Consider the following 19019-nt stretch of genomic DNA (forward strand, 5'->3'; position numbering starts at 1 on the left):
TCGCGACCGGTGAGTGCTAGGTCGGGACGGTGAGGCAACGGGCCGCATCTGCGGAGCACACCCGAGCCGTCCGTCGCGGGCACTGCACCCGACCGCAGACGTGCCATCCCCAATCCGGAGGAACACTTCGCAATGGCCAAGACAATTGCGTATGACGAAGAGGCCCGCCGCGGCCTCGAGCGGGGCCTCAACAGCCTCGCCGACGCGGTAAAGGTGACGTTGGGGCCCAAGGGTCGCAACGTCGTCCTGGAGAAGAAGTGGGGCGCCCCCACGATCACCAACGATGGTGTGTCCATCGCCAAGGAGATCGAGCTGGAGGACCCGTACGAGAAGATCGGCGCTGAGCTGGTCAAGGAAGTCGCCAAGAAGACCGACGACGTCGCCGGCGACGGCACCACCACCGCCACCGTGCTGGCCCAGGCGCTCGTGCGCGAGGGTCTGCGCAACGTCGCGGCCGGCGCCAACCCGCTCGGCCTCAAGCGCGGCATCGAGAAGGCCGTCGAGAAGATCACCGAGACGCTGCTGAAGTCGGCCAAGGAGGTCGAGACCAAGGACCAGATCGCCGCCACCGCTGCGATCTCGGCCGGCGACACCCAGATCGGTGAGCTGATCGCCGAGGCCATGGACAAGGTCGGCAACGAGGGTGTCATCACCGTCGAGGAGAGCAACACCTTCGGCCTGCAGCTCGAGCTCACCGAGGGTATGCGCTTCGACAAGGGCTACATCTCGGGTTACTTCGTGACCGACGCCGAGCGTCAGGAAGCGGTCCTCGAGGATCCGTACATCCTGCTCGTGTCGTCCAAGGTGTCGACCGTCAAGGATCTGCTCCCGCTGCTGGAGAAGGTCATCCAGGCCGGCAAGCCGCTGCTGATCATCGCCGAGGACGTCGAGGGCGAGGCCCTGTCGACCCTGGTGGTCAACAAGATCCGCGGCACCTTCAAGTCCGTCGCCGTCAAGGCCCCGGGCTTCGGTGACCGCCGCAAGGCGATGCTGCAGGACATGGCCATCCTCACCGGTGGTCAGGTCGTCAGCGAAGAGGTCGGCCTCTCGCTCGAGACCGCCGACATCTCGCTGCTGGGCCAGGCCCGCAAGGTCGTCGTGACCAAGGACGAGACCACCATCGTCGAGGGCGCCGGTGACTCCGACGCCATCGCCGGCCGGGTGGCCCAGATCCGCGCCGAGATCGAGAACAGCGACAGCGACTACGACCGCGAGAAGCTGCAGGAGCGCCTGGCCAAGCTGGCCGGCGGTGTTGCGGTGATCAAGGCCGGCGCTGCCACCGAGGTCGAGCTCAAGGAGCGCAAGCACCGCATCGAGGACGCCGTGCGCAACGCCAAGGCGGCCGTCGAGGAGGGCATCGTCGCCGGCGGTGGCGTGGCCCTGCTGCAGGCCTCCCCGGCGCTGGACGAGCTCAAGCTGGAGGGCGACGAGTCCACCGGCGCGAACATCGTGCGCGTGGCGCTCGAGGCTCCGTTGAAGCAGATCGCCCTCAACGGCGGCCTGGAGCCCGGCGTGGTGGCCGAGAAGGTCCGCAACTCGGACAAGGGCGTCGGCCTCAACGCCGCGACCGGCGAGTACGAGGACCTGCTCAAGGCCGGCGTCGCCGACCCGGTCAAGGTGACGCGTTCGGCGCTGCAGAACGCGGCGTCCATCGCGGCGCTGTTCCTGACCACGGAGGCTGTCGTCGCCGACAAGCCGGAGAAGGCGGCCGCTGGTCCGGCCGACCCGACCGGGGGCATGGGCGGCATGGACTTCTAAGTCTGGAAACCTACTGGGAAAGCCCGGCTCCTCTCGAGGGGCCGGGCTTTTTCATGTCCGCTCGTATCGCCGAAAGTGGGTTACCCGCACGCGTATTCGCGCAGACCGTGACACAACCCCACTCTCGGCGGAACTACTTTTTCAGCGGGACGCAGTCGTGCAGGCAGTCCGGGCTCGTCGACGGCGACTCCGCGGTCGCCTTGCGGTGCAGAACCGCGCGCGACGGTTGGACCGACAACGACTCGCCCGCCTGATGCGCCTGACCGTCGACGATCAACGAATATCCACCGGCCTCACTCGGCGGCCACACGATGGTGACGTCGCCGTGGCGGGCGGTGTTCTCCCGCGTGTGCCGACCGACGGTCCCGACGTCGAGCCTGCCGTCGCGCAACACCGGGTCGACGGCGACGGTGTGGGCGCGGTAGTCGTCGCCCACGGAGATCAGATAGGCGAAGCCGAAGTCGCCCAGCACGTCGGTCAACCGGTCGAGATCCACCTTCACGCTCATAGGGCGAGGATACGTCCGCGCAGCGGCGCGTTAGGTTCTTGTATGCCCTTACCGCAGCCATCGTCTACCACCACCGCCGTCGTCACCGGAGCGTCGGCGGGCATCGGCGCCGACATCGCCCGCGAGCTCGCCGCGCGCGGTCACGGCGTCACGCTCGTCGCTCGTCGCGAAGAGCGGCTACGCGATTTGGCCGCCGAACTCGGCGACGACGTCCGCACCGAGACCATCGCGTGCGACGTCGCCGACCCCGAGGCCCGCGCGGCCCTGTTCGACCAGGTCGCCGAGCGCGGCCTCACCGTCGACATCCTCGTCAACAACGCCGGGATCGGCACGATCGGGTCGGTGACGAAATCGCCTGTGGCCGACGAGATCGCGCAGGTGCGCGTGAATGTCGAGGCCGTCATCGACCTCACCACCCGCGCGGTCCAGCAGATGGTGCCGCGTGGTCGCGGTGCGATCCTCAACGTGGGGTCCACCGCCGGCTATCACCCGTTCCCCGGCCAGTCCGGCTACGCGGGAACCAAGGCGTTCGTCAAGACCTACACCGAGGGCGTGCGGGCCGAGCTGGCGGGCACCGGCGTCACCGTCGCGATGCTCGCTCCAGGGCCGGTGCGCACCGAGTTCCTCCGGGCGGCGGGCATGGACGAGCGCGCGTTCGCCGCGGCATTCCCCAAGTTCATGTGGGTGCCGTCGCGCGAGGTGGCCAGGATCGGTGTCGACGCGCTCGAACACGACCGCGGCACCGTGATCGCAGGACGTCAGAACGTGCTGAGTACCCGCCTGCTGCAAGCGCTTCCGCGCGCTGTTCTGCTCAGGACGCTGCGCAGTCAGCATCCCGGGCTGCGCCGCGACCGCTCAGCGGTCTGACAGCGGCCAGCGCCGCATCCAACCCTCGACCGGCAAGGCCATGCCGTTGCACAGCGTGCAGATGGTGCGATACCAACCGACCGCGACCAGCAACTCCATCCGCTGCTCGTCATCGAGCTCGTCGCCAAGGGCGTGCCACGTCTGATCCGACCAGGTGCCGGTTCTCTCGACCTCGTCCACGGCGGCGATCAGTATCCGCTCGAAGTCGCTGAAGCCGGGGTCGTCGTCGAGAACCAGTGCGTCACATTCGCGTTCGCTGACCCCGGCGATGGGACCCCAGAATGCGGCCTGGCCGCCCCATTCGTACTCGCACCGCAGCAATGCGCAGATCCGCAGGATCGCGATCGTGCGCAACCGCGGCGGCAGACGCGCGTCGACGTAGAGCGACTCGCCCAGTTTGCGTAGCCGCGCAGCCAGATTCGGGTGCCTTTGCAGGCAGCGCACCAGCAGCAGCGGCTCGTAGGTGCGGGCGGGATGTCCCCAGCCGTTGATGCCTGCGGCGTCGGCCTCGCTCCACGGGGGAGCCAGCGGCGCGACCCTGCTCACGCAGTGGGCGCGGGTCGGCGACCGCGGATCAACTCGCCCGGACGCGCGGCGGTGGGAGTGCCGTTCTCGGCGATGATCTCGCCGGACACGACGGTCGCGACGTACCCCTCGGCACCCTGGTCCAGGCGCCGGCCGCCGGCGGGAAGGTCATAGGCGATCACCGGCCGGTGCAGACGCATTCCGTCGTGGTCGATGACGTTGAGGTCGGCCTTGTAACCGACGGCGATCCGGCCGCGGTCGGCCAGGCCGGCAACCCGGGCGGGCACCGAGGTCAGTTCGCGCACCGCCTCTGCCGCCGACAGTCGACCGGCCCCGCGATCACGTGACCAGTGCGTCAGCATGTACGTGGGAAAGCTTGCGTCGCAGATCATTCCGTAGTGGGCCCCACCGTCGCCGAGTCCGAGCACCACGTCGTCGCGACGGATCAGCTCCGCGACCGTGTCCAGGGTGCCGTCGCGGAAGTTGGCCAGGGTCACCAGGAGGATGGCGTGGCCGTCGTCGTCGAGCAGCCGGTCGTAGGCCTCCTCGAGCGGGCTGACGCCGCGGGCACGGGCGCGACTCGCGATGCTCTCGGACCGCGGGGGTTCGTAGTTCGGGGGATCGCCGAGCGGGAACATCCACTCGAACGCCTGCGCCGCGAACATCAGCGGATGGCCCTCGCCGACCGGCTGGTCCGACAGGATCCGTTGTCGCACTTCGGGTTTGCGCATCTCGGCGACGCGTTCGGCCAGCGACAGGGAAGCCAGTTCCTGGTAGCTGGGGTACATCACGAACGGGTTGCCCGACAACTCGAGGCCGAGCACCAACCCGATCGGCCGCGGGAAGATCTGCGCGGTGATCTCGCCGCCGTCGATGTTGGCCTTCTCGACCATCGTCAGCGCGTCGAGGAAGAACGGGTCGCCGGCGTTGCCGATCGCCAGGGTGAACGTCACCGGCAGGCCGACCTCCGCGGCGACCTCGAACACCGTTCGCAGCACGGGCTCGTAGTCGCCTGCCACCAGGTCGGGCACGAACTGGATCAACCCGCCACCGGCGTCGTCGATTCCGCGGGCGATCGCCTCGATCTCGGCGCGATCGGCGTCGTAACTGGGGATCGGCCGCCCGCTCTCGGTCTTGTGCAGCGTGAACCGCGACGACGCGAAGCCCAGCGCGCCGGCCTGTACGGCTTCGGCGGCGAGTTTGCGCATCATCGCCAGGTCCTCGGCGGTGGCCGGTTCGCGGTCGACACCGCGCTGCCCCATCACGTACACCCGCAGCGGGGAGTGGGGCAGCAGCGCGGCCACATCAATGTCCCGGCGTCGCTCCTCGAGCGCGTCGAGGAACTCCGGGAACGTCTCCCAGTGCCACGGCAACCCGTCGACCATCACCACACCGGGGATGTCCTCGACCCCGGCCATCACGTCGACGAGGACGTCATGGTCCTCCGGCCGGCACGGTGCGAACCCCACCCCGCAGTTGCCCATCACCACGGTGGTCACACCGTGCGCCGATGACGGCGTCAGGCGGTCCGACCAGATCGCCTGGCCGTCGTAGTGGGTGTGCAGATCCACGAACCCGGGGGTGACCAGGAGGCCCGTCGCGTCGATCTCCCGCGCGCCGGGCTCATCGACCCGTCCGACGGCCGCGATGACTCCTGCCGAAACCGCGACGTCACCGACGTAGGGCTCCCCGCCCAGGCCATCGACGATGGTGCCGCCTCTGATCACGAGTTCATATGTCATACGTCGAATCTACGATGAGCCCGTGATCGACCACTTCGGAATCAACTGCGCGGACTTCCAAAGGTCGAAGGCGTTCTACGACACGGTCCTGGGCGTACTCGGCTACACCCGCCAACTCGACTATCAGGTCGCCATCGGTTACGGCAGGGACGGCAAGCCCGACTTCTGGATCGCGGACATGAACGCCGGCGACGCGGCGGGCCCCAACCGCGAGGTGCACTTCGCGTTCGCGGCCGCCGACACCGATGCCGTGCAGGCGTTCTACGACGCTGCGATCCAGGCCGGCGCGGAGTCGCTGCACGCCCCGCGGCTGTGGCCGGAGTACCACCCCGGTTACTACGGCGCCTTCGTCCGCGATCCGGACGGCAACAACATCGAGGCCGTCTTCCACGGGGCGCGACCACCGGACTGACGTATACCGTCGAGGTCATGGCTGACTCAGGCGTGGCAGTGGCCCGCGAAATCCTGCGCGACGCGTTCACCCGGCTCAGCGAGCACGTGGAGAACCTCACCGACGGGCTGACCGACGAGACCGCGTTCTTCCGTCCCACCCCGACCGCCAACAGCATCGCGTGGCTGGTGTGGCACAGCGCCCGTCAGCAGGACGTCCAGCTCGCCGACCTCGCGGGCGCCGAGCAGGTCTGGTTGCGCGATGGGTGGGTCGACCGGTTCGGACTCGACCTCCCCCGCGAAGACATGGGTTACGGGCACAGCCCCGAGGAGGTGGGCCGCGTCCGCGCCCCTGCGGATCTGCTCGCCGGCTACGCGCACGCCGTGCACAAGGTGACGCTGGAGTACATCGCGTCGGTCACCGCAGATGAATTGAGCCGCGTCGTCGACGAGAACTGGGATCCACCGGTGACGGCGAGCGTGCGGCTGGTCAGCATCATCGACGACGGCGCCCAACACCTCGGCCAGGCGGCCTACATCCGCGGAATCACGTGACCCGACTGTGGCCGGCGCTCGCGCTGGTGGCGATGCTGCTGCTCGGCTGGGCGGTCGGCAAATCCTCGACGCCGGTCGACGACTGGTTCCAGGGTTTCGGCGACACCCCGGTGCGGCGCCTGGCCGTGATCGCCGATGCCCGCGTGCTGCTCGCCCTGGCTGTCGTGGTGTTGGCCGCCGCGTGCCTGCAACGGCGATGGTGGCTGGCGCTGATGACGGTCGTCGCGCCGGTGGCCGGAATCGCGGTCGTGCGGGCGCTCAAACCGATCTTCGACCGCCAGAAGGGAGGCGGGCTCGCCTATCCGAGCGGACATCTCACCGCGACCACCATCGTGTGGGGGCTGGTCGTCCTCGTGGCCGGTGCGGCGTGGTGGGTCGTGGTGACCGCGGTTCTCGCCGTGGCGCTGGCGATGCTCGGAGTCGCCACGACCTTTCACTACTTCACCGACGTGGTGGGCGGTGTGCTGTTCGGTTCGGCGGTCGTGTGGGCCGCCGCGCTCATCGCCCGGCGCGACCGCAGCGGGGGCCGCGATTCCCCGGCGGCCTCGGCTGGCTAACTCAAGCCGGTGCAACAATTGGCTGATGGCGTTGTCCGATAAGCCTCTGGGCTTGCGCGAGCGAAAGAAGCTGCGAACTCGTGCGACGATTCGGCGGGAAGCGTTTCGCCTGATCCAGGAGCAGGGTTACCAGGCCACCACCGTCGAGCAGATCTCCGCTGCCGCCGACATCTCACCGCGCACCTTCTCCCGTTACTTCCCGACCAAAGAGGCGGTGCTGATCTCCGACGATCACATCCCGCCGATCATCGACGCATTCGTCGCGGCGCCCGCCGACCTGTCGGTCATCGACGCCTACCGGCACGCCGTCGAGACCACGTTCAATTCGCTGACCCCCGAGCAGCGCGAAGAGGCCATGATCGGGCAGCGGCTGATGTACACCGTGCCCGAGGTGGCCGGCCTGCTCTACACCGAATATGTCCGGCTGATCGGCCTGATCGAAGACGCGCTGACGCAACGTCCCGGCGCGCCGACCGACCCCCGCGAGCGGCGCGTGCTGGCAGGGGCGATCGTCGGGGTGCTGATCGGCGCCTCGCACGGCACCCCACTGCCCGGCGACCCGATCTCGGACAGCCTGCAGGTGCTAGACCGGCTCATGAAGTAGGCGCGCGCAAACTTGACACGTGTCAACCCTGCTGCGATCTAGATCACATGCGACCGCTAGCATGGAGACATGACTGCGACGTCCGACGTTGAGCTGCCCGATACCAGCACCATCCGCAATCCCGCGACCGGAGCCGTCGCGGGCACCGTGCGATGGACCGACCCCGCCGACGTGCCGCGCATCGCGGCCGGCCTGCGCCAGGCCCAGCGCCAATGGGAGGCCCGCGGCGCCAAGGGCCGGGCCAAGGTGCTGGCCCGCTACGCCGTCTGGCTCGGCGACCACCGCGACGAGATCGAGTCGCTGCTGATCAAGGAGACCGGCAAGTCGGCCGTCGACGCGGCGCAGGAAGTGCCGCTGCTGATCATGATCGCGTCGTACTACATCAAGACCATGGAGAAGGCGCTGGCGCCCGAGAAGCGTCCTGCGCCGCTGCCGTTCCTGTCGATCAAGAAGATCGAGGTGCATTACCGGCCCCGTCCGGTCGTCGGCATCATCGCGCCGTGGAACTACCCGGTGGCCAACGCGCTGATGGACGCCATCGGTGCGCTGGCGGCGGGCTGCGCGGTGTTGCTCAAGCCGTCGGAGCGCACACCGCTGACGGCCGAGCTGCTGCTGCGCGGCTGGCTGGACTCGGGTGCACCGGAGGTGCTGGCGCTGGCACAGGGCACCCGCGAGGTGTCCGAGGCCGTCATCGACAACGCCGACTTCATCCAGTTCACCGGTTCCAGTGCGACGGGTGCGAAGGTCATGGAGCGCGCCGCTCGCCGGCTCACCCCGGTCAGCCTCGAGCTCGGCGGCAAGGACCCGATGATCGTGCTCGAGGACGCCGACATCGACCTCGCCGCCCACGCCGCGGTGTGGGGTGCGTTCTTCAACGCCGGGCAGACGTGCGTGTCGGTGGAGCGGGTCTACGTGCTCGAATCCGTCTACGACAAGTTCGTCGACGCGGTGGTGCGCGACGTCGAGAAGCTGAAGATGGGCGCGGGTGACGGCTTCGACTTCGGCTCGCTGATCGACGAGACACAGGTGGCCGTCACCACCCGCCACGTCGACGACGCGCTCGCCAAGGGTGCGCGGGCGCTGACCGGCGGCAAGCGCCCCGAAAGCGAGGGCAACTTCTACCCGCCCACGGTCCTCGTCGACGTCGACCACTCGATGCTCTGCATGACGGAGGAGACGTTCGGGCCGACGCTGCCGATCATGAAGGTCGCCAGTGTGGACGAGGCGATCCGGCTGGCCAACGACAGCCCGTACGGGTTGAGTGCCGCGGTGTTCTCCAAGGACATCGAGCGGGCCAACGACGTTGCGGTCGAACTGGATTGCGGTGCGGTCAACATCAACGACGTGATCTCGAACTTGATGTGCACGACCGCGCCCATGGGCGGCTGGAAGACCTCGGGTCTGGGTGCACGGTTCGGCGGGGCGGACGGCTTGCGCAAGTACTGCCGCCAGGAAGTGGTGGTCGCGCCGCGCACCAACGTCGGCGCCGGCGGCAACTACTACAACAACTCGCCCAAGGCGCTGAAGCGGATGAACACGTTGATGACGAAGCTGGCGCTGATCACCCCGAAGCGGGCCGCCAAGTAGCGAGCTCCTCGCCACCGCGTCGAGACTGGCTTCTGAGGCGGTTACGCGCGGTTCGTGTCAGAAACCGCGGTTTCGGGTAGGAGGATGCGCGTGCGCATGGTGGTGACGGTCTTCTTATGGGTCGTCACGACGGCGCTGCTGGCCGTCGCCGTCCCCACGATGTGGGCGCAGCGCAACGTGGTCGACGAGGGCGGATACGCCGCGCTGGCCCAGTCGGCCGCCGAGGACCCGCAACTGCAGAAGGCGATGGCAGGGGTGCTGGCCACCGAAGTCGCGTCGTACATGGGCGACAACGGCTACGACGCCGACAGCACCATCATCAGCGGGGTGGCCTCGGCCTACACCGCGAACCCGACGTTCCCCGAACAGTTCGCCCTGGCCAACATCGTCGGTCACCGCTGGATGTTCACCGACGGGGCCCAGCAGGTCGAGGGCACCGACGAGTGGATCCTCGACCTGGGCCCGATGCTCGCCGACGAATCGTTCCGCAGGACGCTGGGCAACGTCGGCGTCGCCACCCCCGAGTCGCTACCGGTCTCCGTGTCGATCACCGACAGCTGGCGGCCCGGTCAATTCAAACGGGTGTCGACGTGGGGGCCGTGGGTCAGCATTGGCGCGAGCATCCTCACCGGGGTGTTCGCCCTGTTGACGCTCGCGGCGGCCCGCAGTCGCGGCAGAGCACTTGCCGCCCTTGGCGTTTCGGCGCTCATCGTCGGTGCGGCCGGGTGGGCGGGCCTCGAGGTGGCGCGGCACTCCGTCAACGACACGTTGAACCGGCTGTCGGGGGACATCCGAGTGGTCGCCGACGTGATGGTGGCCCACGCCGAAGACAGCCTGCACCACTGGCTGAACCTCACCCTGGCCGCAGGCGGAGTGCTGGTGCTGTTCGGCGTGCTCGTGGCGATGCTCGGCGGGTTACGGCGACGCGACGTTTAGCCGACCTCGATATTGCTACCGTCAAGCCATGCCGTTCGTCACCGACATCGTGGGCCCGCAGCGGCCCGTCGAGACGTGGCCAACCCTGGTGGCGGGCGCACTGCGGCGGACCAGCACCATCGACACCCATCCCGATGGCGCTGCGGATTCCGATGTGGACCTGAGGGCGCGTGACGTCGTCGTCCGGTGCGGTGCGGTGGAGGTGCTCGACGAGATCGCCGTGCGCGCCCGCTTGGTCGACCGGGCCATCGAGACGATCGAGGCGGTCCCGGGCGACGACCGGCTCGGTCGCCTCGTCGGTAAGCGGGTAGGTCCCGGCTTCCGCTCCACGATCGGTGAACTGCTGCCCGCCGAGGTCCATGGCTCGACCCTGCTGCACCTGCTGCTCGACGATTGGGTCGGTGCGGCGCTGGTCTCCGGTTACGCGCTGCAGCACGCGACGATCATCGCGGGTACCGAGGAGAAGTTGCCGCCCGGCACCGCCGATCGCATGGCCGGTATCTGCGCAGGTTTCGCACCTGAGGCGTCGCTCGTGGGATACGCGCGACGCCTCGGCACCATCCCCTCGGTGCACGGCCCGCAGGCTCCGCCGATCGATATCGACGGTATGCACGCCGTCGAACCTCTTGGTGCACACGGCATGCGGCGATTGCGGCGCCTCGACCTGCACCCGGCGGAGCAGGGTGTGTCACGCTTCGACGCGCACTTCCGCGACTCCCACGTCGACGGCGACGGGGTCGAGACGATCGTGCACGAGTACACGCTCGCCGGCGCGGTCGACGTCGCGACGCGGACGATCAACGCGATCAGCGCGGACGTGCGTGTGCTGCCGTGGCAGGAATGCCCGGGCGCCGTCGGAAGCGCGCAACGCGTGCAGGGGATGAGACTCGCCGAGGTTCGCGACCGCGTCCGGCGAGAGTTCGTTGGCACCAGCACGTGCACGCACCTCAACGACACGCTGCGTGCGATCGCCGATCTGGACGCGCTCTTCGAGCTGCGTTCAGGGCTCGATGACGTGTGACGGATCGGGGCGCTTATCCGGCGGCGCCTGGCTGTAGTCGCCCCAGGGGCCGTCGCGCTGCTCGACAGCGGCCCGAACCCCGTGTGCGGCAGCGGTTTCGATGAAGGACAGCGCATCGGGGGTATTGCGCATCAGCCCGTCGAGGATGCCGCCGAGGGTTTGGGTGGAGGCCAGTCCCATGTTCTCGTAAGCCTGGTTGACGATCAGCTTCTGCGCCTGAAGCTGCGACAGCGGAATCGCGGCCAGCTTGCGTGCGATCTCTTTGACGCGGGCCTCGAGGTTCTCGAACGGTACCGACTCGTTGATGAGTTCGACTGCGGCGGCTTCCTTTCCGGTCAGCGGCTCACCAGTCAACGAGTGCCACTTCACCTTCGCCAGGCTCAGCCGGTACAGCCACATGCCGGTGAGGTAGGCGCCCCACATGCGGGCGTAAGGAGTGCCGATCACCGCGTCGTCACTGGCGATCACGATGTCGGCGCACAGCGCGTAGTCGCTCGCGCCGCCCACACACCAGCCGTGCACCTGGGCGATCACCGGCTTGGACGCCCGCCAGATCGCCATGAACTTCTGCGTGGGGCCGGTTTCGCGCGCGCTGACCATGGCGAAGTCCTTGCCCGGATCCCAACGACCGTCGGTGTTCATCGCATCGCCCCAGTGCGCGAAGCCACCGCCGAAGTCGTAGCCGCCGGAGAACGCGCGGCCGGCGCCACGCAGCACGATCACCTTGACGGCGGGATCACGCTCGGCCGCACCGATGGCCTTCTCGATCTCGTCGGGCATCGGCGGGACGATGGTGTTGAGGTGGTCGGGGCGGTTCAGGGTGATGGTGGCGATGGGTGGCTCGGCGGCATAGAGCAAGGTCTCGAATTGCGGCCCGGATTCTGGCGGCGTCATGGCCCAAGTTTGACAGAGAGGGCGCTGGCGCCGATTCTCGCGCCGAGGCGGTTCGCGCGTGATGGTGCACCCGGCTCGCAACACCGATTTAGGCTTGCCTCGCCTCTGATCAGCCAGAAGTGCTATGTTCAGCCTCTCCTAACTTCGAGGTGCTAATGAACCGGTTTCTTGCCTGGGCAACTCCCATCGCCGTCGTCGGCCTGATCCTGTCCGGATGCTCGAATGAGAGCTCGTCTTCTGGCAGCGAGACGACGTCGGCCACTGGAACCGCGACCGAGACGACGAGCGCCGCGCCCGCAGTCGATCCCGCGGTACTCGACAAAGCGGCCGCCGACTACAAGGCTTACGCGCAGAGCAACATCGACGAACTCCAGCGCGTGGTCAAGGTCTTCACCGATGCGGTGCGCGCCGGAGACCTCAAGGCCGCCCAGGATGCGTTTGCGCCTTCTCGCGCCCCGTGGGAACGCATCGAGCCCATCGCCGCCCTGGTCGAGGAGATCGACGGCAAGATCGACGCTCGCGTTGACGATTTCGCGGGCGTTGACGACCCGAAGTTCACCGGTTGGCACCGCCTGGAATACCTGCTGTTCGAGAAGAACACCACCGAGGGCGGGGCACCGTTTGCCGACAAGCTCGACAAGGACGTCGCCGACCTGAAGGCGCAGTTCCCGGCGGTCGAAGTGAAGCCGATCGACGTGTCCAACGGCGCGGCCGAGCTCATCGAAGAGGTGTCCGAAGGCAAGATCACCGGCGAGGAGGACCGTTACTCCAAGACCGACCTCTGGGACTTCGACGCCAACCTCCAGGGCGCCCGCGATGCCGTGAACACGCTGAGTGCCGCCCTGGTACAAGCCGATCCAGCTTTGCTGGGCAAGATCGAAGCGGGACTCAACTCGGTGTTCGACACGATGCGGCCGTTGCGCCGCGGTGACGGCTGGGTGTTGTTCTGCACCGAGAACGACCCCTACCCGTCGCCGCGCTGCCCCGAGGTCACCGTGACACCGGACATCATCGACAAGCTCAAAGCCGAACTCGCCGGGCTGTCGGAGAACCTGTCGCAGGTGTCGGGAGTGCTGAAACTGAAGTGAGCGAAGGCCGCTCGGGTCTGTCACGCCGAGGCTTCATCACCGGCGCGCTGGGCACGGGTGCCGCGGTGGGCGCCGGTGCAGCCCTCGCCGGATGCTCGAAGGATGATGCCGCTCCGGCCGCTGTCGCGGGGGCGCTCGTCCCGTTCGAAGGCGCCCACCAGACCGGCATCACCGCGCTGCCCATCCCCGAACAGGGATTGATCGCCTCGTTCAACGTGCTGTCGAAGGATCGCGACGGCCTCAAGCGTGCCCTCCAGGAGCTCACCGAAGAGATCCGCGGGCTGATGGCGGGCAGGCCGCCCGAGGTGCGCGACCCGGAGTACCCGCCCGTCGATTCGGGAATCCTCGGCGACCAGCCTCCCGCCGACAACCTGTCGGTCGTGGTCGGTGTGGGCGCATCGCTATTCGACGACCGGTTCGGGCTGGCCGATCGCAAGCCCAGGGAACTGGTCACGATGCCGTTTCTGGCCAACGACCGGCTGGATCCCAAACTGTCGCACGGTGATCTGTCGATCGTGATCGAGGCCGGGCACAACGACACGGTCATCTTCGCGCTGCGCCAGCTGATGCGCCGCACGCGCAGCGATCTGGTGATGCGGTGGATGGTCGACGGATACGCCAGGGGCATCGGCGCCGGGCGGGCCTCAGAGGCGGCGACTCCGCGAAATCTGTTGGGCTTCAAGGATGGGACGGCCAATCTCGATGTCGACGACGGCGCCGTCATGGACCGCCACGTCTGGGTCGGCCCGCAGGACGGCGAACCGCAGTGGGCGGTCGGCGGCTCCTATCAGGCGATCCGCATCATCCGCATGTTCGTCGAGTTCTGGGACCGCACCCAACTCGTCGAGCAGGAAGCGCTGATCGGACGCAGCAAGGTCAGCGGCGCACCGCTCGGACTCAGCGGTGAGTTCACCGACCCCGATTACCCAGAAGACCCCGACGGCAAGCGAATTCCGCTCACCGCTCACATCCGGTTGGCCAACCCGCGCACGCCGGAGACGGACGAGAACCTGATCCTGCGGAGGGGCTTCAACTACTCCCGGGGTTTCGACGGCGCGGGCCGACTGGACCAGGGTCTGGCCTTCATCGCCTATCAGCGCAGCCTGGAGAAGGGGTTCCTGACGGTGCAGCGCCGCCTCGCCGGGGAACCGCTCGAGGAGTACATCCTTCCGGTCGGCGGCGGCTTCTTCTTCATCCTGCCGGGCGTCACCGGTCCCGACCGGTACCTCGGCGACCAGCTGTTCAGCTGAGCATCGACCACAGGAACTCGTAGATGAGCGCCGAACGGAATGCGGTCTGGGCGTTGTCGGCCGCGCCCGCGTGACCGCCCTCGATGTTCTCGTAGTAGTGGACCGGATGCCCCGCATCCTCCAGGGCCGCGGTCATCTTGCGGGCGTGGCCCGGATGCACGCGGTCGTCGCGCGTCGACGTGGTGACCAGCACGGGCGGGTACCGGCGATCCGCCGAAATATTCTGGTAAGGGGAGTATTTCGAGATGAACTCCCAATCGTCGGGATCGTCGGGGTCCCCGTACTCGGCCATCCAGGAGGCGCCTGCGAGCAGCAGGTGGAACCGTCGCATGTCCAGTAGCGGCACACTGCACACCAACGCGCCGAACAGTTCCGGGTACCGCGTCAGCATCACGCCCATCAACAGGCCGCCGTTGCTCCCGCCCTGCGCACCGAGCTGCTCGACGGTGGTGATACCGCGCGCCACCAGATCGCGTGCCACAGCGGCGAAATCCTCGTAGACGAGATGCCGGTTCTCGCGCATCGCCTGCGTATGCCACGTCGGCCCGTACTCGCCCCCGCCGCGGATGTTCGCCAACACATACGTGCCACCACGGCTCAACCACAACCGGCCCAACACACCGGCGTAGCTTGGCGTGTTGGCCACCTCGAAGCCGCCGTATCCGCCCAACAGCGTGGGGCCCGGCGCCTGATTGTGACGGTGCCCCACAACGAAATACGGGATCATGGTGCCGTCGTCGGAGGCCACGAAGAACTGCTCGACCTGTAGGTCAGCGGCGTCGAAGAACGACGGCGCGCGTTTGACCTCTGCGACGGCGTCACCGGCCACGCCCCATAACAGCCGCGACGGCGTGTCGAAACCGCTCGAGTCGACGAAGATCTCGTCACCGTATTCGTCGGCGTCGACCAGCACCGTGTTGGTGTTCGGCGGGATCCCCTCAATGCCGGCTCGCTGCCACGCTGCCGGTGTCACAACCTCGACGTGGCTGACCACATCGACGAGCGTGACGAGGATCAGGCGGTCACGCGTCCACGCGTAGTCGTCGAGGCTGGAGTGCTCGTCGGGTTCGAACACCACGTGCAGATCCCGTGCGCCATCGAGGTATTCGAGGTAGTTCGCGGCAAGCAGGGAACCGGCGCGATAGGTCGTCGACCCGACCGTCCAATCTGTGCGCGGCCGGATCAACAGCCACTCGCGGTGCACGGATATCCCGGCGTCGGTCGGCACGTCGATGGGTATCAGCGTTTCGCCGCGCAACTCGTAACGTTCGCGATTGAAGAAGTCGAAGGCCCGCGTGATCAGCAACCGTTCGAATCCCGGTGTCGCGTCGTAGCCGCATCCCACGCTGACGTCGGCGATCTCACCCTCGAACAGGGTCTGCGCCTCGGCGAGCGGTTGCCCGCGCCGCCAGCGCTTCACGATCCGGGGATAGCCGGAGTCGGTCAACGACCCCGGTCCGAAGTCGGTGCCGACCAGCACGGTGTCGCGGTCCTGCCACGTGACGCTCGACTTGGCCTCGGGAAGTGCGAAACCGTCCGCGACGAACTGCCGTGTAGCCATGTCGAATTCGCGAACGACGGTGGCGTCTGCGCCGCCGCGGGACAGTTCGACGAGCGCGAGGGAGAAGTCCGGTTCGAGCACGTCGGCGCCGGCCCACACCCAGTTCTCGTCGTCTTGGTCGGCGAGCGCGTCGACATCGATCAGGACGTCCCACTCCGGCTGCTCGCTGCGGTAACTGTCCAGCGTCGTGCGCCGCCACAGCCCCCGAGGGTGGTCCGCGTCGCGCCAGAAGTTGTACAGGTGATCGCCCCGCCTACGGACGTAGGGGATACGGGCGTCGGTGTCGAGTACCTCCAGCGCCTCTCGCCGCATCTGCTCGAACCTCTCACCGCCGAAGCGCGTGATCGTCGGTTCGTTGTGCTTGCGCACCCAGTCCAACGCAACATCACCGGTGATGTCCTCGAGCCACAGATACGCGTCCTCATCCACGCGACCCATTGTCGCGGTCCGGTGCCCGACCGGCTCAGCCGGTGTGCCGTACCGGGAGCTACGCCTTTGCGGAAGAGTCAATTTTCTGCCGGAATGCCCCGCGCGAGCGCCCATGGTGAGTGATCATGACCTGGTCATCTTTTTTGTCCTAGTGAAGGAGATCGTCATGGCCGACCCACAGATCGTCGACACCGACGAGGTTCGAGAAGAAGAGGTTCAGCAGGAAATCGACCTGCTGCCGTCCTGATGACTGACGACTCATCGACGGCTCGGCACGTCGGTGAGATCGAAGAACTCGGCTACACCGTCGTCAAGGGAGTCCTCGAGCACGAGGCGATCGACGGCTACCTGAGCGATACGCGTCGGCTCGAGCGTGAACTGCCGACGGTGATCGCCAACTCGAACACCGTCGTCAAAGGTTTCCCCCGCCCGGGACAGAAGGCGCTCAACGGCGCCGATCACGACTGGGTCCGGATCGACAACCTGCTGCTACACGGTGCCCGATACGAGGCGCTCCCGACCAACCCGCGGTTGTTGCCGATCATCGAGGGGGTGCTCGGTCGGGACTGTCTGCTGTCCTGGTTCATGACGAGCAACCAGCTGCCGGGGGCGGTCGAGCAACGCCTGCATTGCGACGACGAGATGTATCCGATTCCGCGGCCACACCAACCGCTGCTCTGCAACGCGTTGATCGCGCTCTGCGACTTCACCGACGAGAACGGTGCGACCCGCGTTGTGCCGGGCACCCACCGGCTGGCAGCGATGCCGGCGGAACCCTATCCGCCGAGCACCCCGGTGGAGATGGCCGCCGGTGACGCGCTGGTGTGGAACGGCAGCCTGTGGCATACGGCCGGCGCCAACCGGACGAACAAGCCGCGTCCCGCCCTCACCGTCAACTACTGCGCGGGGTTCCTGCGCCAACAGATCAACCAGCAGCTCAGCATTCCCCGCGAGTTGGTGCGACGGCTGGACCCGCGACTCCGCGAACTGATCGGCTACGGCTTGTTCGCGGGGAAGATGGGCCGGATCGACTGGCGCCCACCCGCCGACTACCTGGGTTCCGAAGAGCATCCGTTCCTCGACTCGGTTCGCGACCGCTTGGAGCGGCCGCTCACGATCTGACGGTCGGCTGTTCGGGCAGCCGCAACGCGATGATCAGCGCGACCGCCGTGATGGCGGCGGCGACCGCGATGGTCGCCTGCGCCCCTGTCGAGAGTGCCGTCGCGAGCGCGGACGTATCGGCCGAGGGCGTCAGTCGCGAATGCGACGGCACCGCCGCGTCCAGCGCCGACCGGCCGGCCACACCGCTGAAGACTGCCGTGAGAATCCCCGCGCCGAGGGCACCGGCCAGAAGCCGCAGCGCGCTCTGAACGCCACCCGCAACCGCTGAGTCCTGTTCGGGCACTTCGTAATACGATATGTTGACCAGCCGCGCGTATGCGACACCCCAGGCCACGCCGTAGGCGACCAGCACCGCTCCCACGGCGGCCAGCGGTGTCTCCCAGGAGAGCAGGGCGATCAGGCCGAGCAGCAGAAGCGGCAGTGCCGCAAGGGCGTATCGGGCCACCGTGCGGTCGTCGAGTCGGCGAGCTAGGGCAGCCGCCGCCGGGCCGCTGAGCACAGCACCCGCGCCGTAGCAGGCCAGCACGACGCCGACCCCCAATTGGCCCACGCCGAGAACGAACCCCAGGACCAGCGGGAGGGCCAGTTGGAATCCGGTGTCCCCGATGGACATGAACGCGGAGCTGAATGTGGCCAGCCGAAAAGACCGGTACCGGAACAGGTGTGGCGGGGCGATGGTTTCTCGTCGCCGACGGATCCGCCTGCGCTGCACCGCGGCGAAAGCGGCGACGGCCGCGATCGTGACACCGAAAAGGCCGACGGCCGTGCGCACCTGGTCGTCGTAGCCGCCGCCTCCGAGGTCCACGGCCAGCGCAAGGCTGCCCGCACTTGCCGCCAACAGGAGCGCACCCCAAACGTCGATGTCGGCGAGACGCTTGCGGGGGTTCTCGGCCAACGTCGTGGCGATGCCCACCGCGGCCAGCACGCCAAGTAGCGCCGACCCGAAAAAGGCCCAGCGCCAACTGATCGCGGTGGCCGCCGCCGCGCCCCCGACAAGAGGTCCTATCACCGCCGCCAGCCCGATCGCCGCCGCCCACAAGCCGAAGGCGCGCTCCCGCTGCGGCCCACGTTGCGCGAACAGCGTGTTGAGCACGCCGAGACCGTTCGGCAGAGTAGCCGCCAACGCCAGTCCGGACAGCACGCGGCCGGCGAAAAAGGAGGGCAGATCCCAGGCGATGCCGCTGAGCACGCTTCCCGCGATGAACAGGGCAGTGGAGACGAGCAGCACGAAGCGGCGTCCAAGGACGTCACCGAGCCTGCCGAACAGGACCATGAATGCCGCCGCTGCGGCGAAGTACGCCGTGAACGCCAGGCCCAGATCGGCCACGGACAAACCGAGATCCCGTACCAGTGACGGGATGACGGCGTCGGCGATCGTGAAGTCGCTGATCGCCAACGTCACCGCCAGCAACACGAACCCGTAACTTGTCGAGGGCCGCGAACCGGGCGCGCGGTGTCCGGCCGTCGGTGACGGATGCACGCGACCATTGTGGAGGTCGCGAGGCACGGTAGGGGCACGCTGGCGCACCGATGTGATCGCGAGCACAATCGGCCATGATGCGAAAGACCGACCGCCATCGACCCGTCGCCTTCGCCGATGGCGACCGGCCGTCACAGGTCTCGTC

18 protein-coding genes are annotated in these 19019 nt (G+C 67.8%); 12 read left to right on the plus strand and 6 right to left on the minus strand.

All coding sequences use genetic code 11. From position 1 onward, the window contains the following. Positions 1 to 132 precede the first annotated feature (132 nt). A complete protein-coding gene (gene groL / locus A5759_RS19135; RefSeq protein WP_068200414.1) occupies positions 133 to 1758 on the plus strand; it encodes a chaperonin GroEL in 1626 nt (541 codons plus the stop codon). Positions 1759 to 1891: 133 nt separating this feature from the next. Here groL and A5759_RS19140 read toward each other — a convergent pair whose 3' ends face one another. After that, positions 1892 to 2266 (minus strand): hypothetical protein, encoded by a 375-nt coding sequence (locus tag A5759_RS19140; RefSeq protein ID WP_068200417.1) that lies wholly within the window; start codon positions 2264 to 2266, stop codon positions 1892 to 1894. A gap of 42 nt (positions 2267 to 2308) precedes the next feature. On the opposite strand from A5759_RS19140, the gene A5759_RS19145 reads away from it, so the two are divergent. Next, on the plus strand, positions 2309 to 3133 hold the full coding sequence (locus A5759_RS19145) for an SDR family oxidoreductase (protein ID WP_068200420.1): 825 nt from the start codon (positions 2309 to 2311) through the stop codon (positions 3131 to 3133). On the opposite strand, the gene A5759_RS19150 is transcribed toward A5759_RS19145, so the two are convergent. After that, the gene (locus A5759_RS19150) at positions 3122 to 3679 is read right to left on the minus strand and encodes a carboxymuconolactone decarboxylase family protein (protein WP_068200423.1); all 558 of its coding nucleotides are present in this window, start codon (positions 3677 to 3679) and stop codon (positions 3122 to 3124) included. The genes A5759_RS19145 and A5759_RS19150 overlap by 12 nt on opposite strands. Continuing rightward, positions 3676 to 5400: an amidohydrolase family protein gene (locus A5759_RS19155; protein ID WP_068200426.1), complete on the minus strand. Its 1725-nt coding sequence runs from the start codon at positions 5398 to 5400 to the stop codon at positions 3676 to 3678. The genes A5759_RS19150 and A5759_RS19155 overlap by 4 nt, the downstream gene beginning before the upstream one ends. Positions 5401 to 5422: 22 nt before the next feature. On the opposite strand from A5759_RS19155, the gene A5759_RS19160 reads away from it, so the two are divergent. The 7 genes from A5759_RS19160 to A5759_RS19190 all read left to right on the plus strand — a co-directional run bounded on the left by A5759_RS19160 (position 5423) and on the right by A5759_RS19190 (position 11050). Continuing rightward, complete coding sequence (locus A5759_RS19160) at positions 5423 to 5812, plus strand: VOC family protein (RefSeq protein WP_068200429.1); 390 nt, start codon at positions 5423 to 5425, stop codon at positions 5810 to 5812. 17 nt (positions 5813 to 5829) lie between these two features. Then, on the plus strand, positions 5830 to 6345 hold the full coding sequence (locus A5759_RS19165) for a mycothiol transferase (protein WP_068200432.1): 516 nt from the start codon (positions 5830 to 5832) through the stop codon (positions 6343 to 6345). Continuing rightward, complete coding sequence (locus A5759_RS19170) at positions 6342 to 6902, plus strand: phosphoesterase PA-phosphatase (protein WP_082962198.1); 561 nt, start codon at positions 6342 to 6344, stop codon at positions 6900 to 6902. Before A5759_RS19165 ends, A5759_RS19170 begins: the two co-directional genes overlap by 4 nt. Before the next feature lie 25 nt (positions 6903 to 6927). Then, positions 6928 to 7506, plus strand: coding sequence for a TetR family transcriptional regulator (locus A5759_RS19175; protein ID WP_068200434.1), 579 nt, complete (start codon positions 6928 to 6930; stop codon positions 7504 to 7506). A 69-nt stretch (positions 7507 to 7575) separates the two neighbouring features. Continuing rightward, positions 7576 to 9093 (plus strand): aldehyde dehydrogenase family protein, encoded by a 1518-nt coding sequence (locus A5759_RS19180; RefSeq protein WP_068200437.1) that lies wholly within the window; start codon positions 7576 to 7578, stop codon positions 9091 to 9093. Between the two features lie 90 nt (positions 9094 to 9183). Beyond that, on the plus strand, positions 9184 to 10029 hold the full coding sequence (locus A5759_RS19185; protein WP_068200649.1) for a hypothetical protein: 846 nt from the start codon (positions 9184 to 9186) through the stop codon (positions 10027 to 10029). Positions 10030 to 10057: 28 nt separating this feature from the next. After that, positions 10058 to 11050, plus strand: a complete 993-nt coding sequence (locus A5759_RS19190; RefSeq protein WP_068200440.1) for a DUF2889 domain-containing protein — start codon at positions 10058 to 10060, stop codon at positions 11048 to 11050. On the opposite strand, the gene A5759_RS19195 is transcribed toward A5759_RS19190, so the two are convergent. After that, positions 11030 to 11944 carry a crotonase/enoyl-CoA hydratase family protein gene (locus tag A5759_RS19195; RefSeq protein ID WP_068200443.1) on the minus strand — a complete coding sequence of 305 codons (915 nt, stop codon included), beginning with the start codon at positions 11942 to 11944 and terminating at the stop codon, positions 11030 to 11032. The two genes, A5759_RS19190 and A5759_RS19195, sit on opposite strands and share 21 nt — an antisense overlap. A 155-nt stretch (positions 11945 to 12099) precedes the next feature. On the opposite strand from A5759_RS19195, the gene A5759_RS19200 reads away from it, so the two are divergent. Continuing rightward, on the plus strand, positions 12100 to 13032 hold the full coding sequence (locus A5759_RS19200; RefSeq protein WP_068200446.1) for an EfeM/EfeO family lipoprotein: 933 nt from the start codon (positions 12100 to 12102) through the stop codon (positions 13030 to 13032). Next, on the plus strand, positions 13029 to 14282 hold the full coding sequence (locus tag A5759_RS19205; protein ID WP_068200449.1) for a Dyp-type peroxidase: 1254 nt from the start codon (positions 13029 to 13031) through the stop codon (positions 14280 to 14282). Before A5759_RS19200 ends, A5759_RS19205 begins: the two co-directional genes overlap by 4 nt. On the opposite strand, the gene A5759_RS19210 is transcribed toward A5759_RS19205, so the two are convergent. Further along, a complete protein-coding gene (locus A5759_RS19210; protein ID WP_068200452.1) occupies positions 14275 to 16281 on the minus strand; it encodes a prolyl oligopeptidase family protein in 2007 nt (668 codons plus the stop codon). The two genes, A5759_RS19205 and A5759_RS19210, sit on opposite strands and share 8 nt — an antisense overlap. Before the next feature lie 237 nt (positions 16282 to 16518). Here A5759_RS19210 and A5759_RS19215 point away from each other — a divergent pair, with 237 nt between their 5' ends. Next, entirely contained in the window at positions 16519 to 17394 is an 876-nt protein-coding gene (locus A5759_RS19215) for a phytanoyl-CoA dioxygenase family protein (RefSeq protein ID WP_068200456.1), read from the plus strand. On the opposite strand, the gene A5759_RS19220 is transcribed toward A5759_RS19215, so the two are convergent. Next, entirely contained in the window at positions 17384 to 18874 is a 1491-nt protein-coding gene (locus tag A5759_RS19220) for an MFS transporter (protein ID WP_197506118.1), read from the minus strand. The genes A5759_RS19215 and A5759_RS19220 overlap by 11 nt on opposite strands. Between the last annotated feature and the right edge of the window lie 145 nt (positions 18875 to 19019).

The organism is Mycobacterium sp. 852014-52144_SCH5372336, from assembly GCF_001665615.1.
Lineage (GTDB): Bacteria > Actinomycetota > Actinomycetes > Mycobacteriales > Mycobacteriaceae > Mycobacterium > Mycobacterium neumannii_A.

What these genes read in the sequence shown, in the direction of transcription:
- A5759_RS19195 (WP_068200443.1), bottom strand. Translation starts at nt 11,944, where the DNA reads ATGACGCCGCCAGAATCCGGGCCGCAATTCGAGACCTTGCTCTATGCC.
- A5759_RS19200 (WP_068200446.1), top strand. Translation starts at nt 12,100, where the DNA reads ATGAACCGGTTTCTTGCCTGGGCAACTCCCATCGCCGTCGTCGGCCTG.
- A5759_RS19140 (WP_068200417.1), bottom strand. Translation starts at nt 2,266, where the DNA reads ATGAGCGTGAAGGTGGATCTCGACCGGTTGACCGACGTGCTGGGCGAC.
- A5759_RS19210 (WP_068200452.1), bottom strand. Translation starts at nt 16,281, where the DNA reads ATGGGTCGCGTGGATGAGGACGCGTATCTGTGGCTCGAGGACATCACC.
- A5759_RS19180 (WP_068200437.1), top strand. Translation starts at nt 7,576, where the DNA reads ATGACTGCGACGTCCGACGTTGAGCTGCCCGATACCAGCACCATCCGC.
- A5759_RS19155 (WP_068200426.1), bottom strand. Translation starts at nt 5,400, where the DNA reads ATGACATATGAACTCGTGATCAGAGGCGGCACCATCGTCGATGGCCTG.
- A5759_RS19175 (WP_068200434.1), top strand. Translation starts at nt 6,928, where the DNA reads ATGGCGTTGTCCGATAAGCCTCTGGGCTTGCGCGAGCGAAAGAAGCTG.
- A5759_RS19215 (WP_068200456.1), top strand. Translation starts at nt 16,519, where the DNA reads ATGACTGACGACTCATCGACGGCTCGGCACGTCGGTGAGATCGAAGAA.
- A5759_RS19190 (WP_068200440.1), top strand. Translation starts at nt 10,058, where the DNA reads ATGCCGTTCGTCACCGACATCGTGGGCCCGCAGCGGCCCGTCGAGACG.
- A5759_RS19165 (WP_068200432.1), top strand. Translation starts at nt 5,830, where the DNA reads ATGGCTGACTCAGGCGTGGCAGTGGCCCGCGAAATCCTGCGCGACGCG.
- groL (WP_068200414.1), top strand. Translation starts at nt 133, where the DNA reads ATGGCCAAGACAATTGCGTATGACGAAGAGGCCCGCCGCGGCCTCGAG.
- A5759_RS19145 (WP_068200420.1), top strand. Translation starts at nt 2,309, where the DNA reads ATGCCCTTACCGCAGCCATCGTCTACCACCACCGCCGTCGTCACCGGA.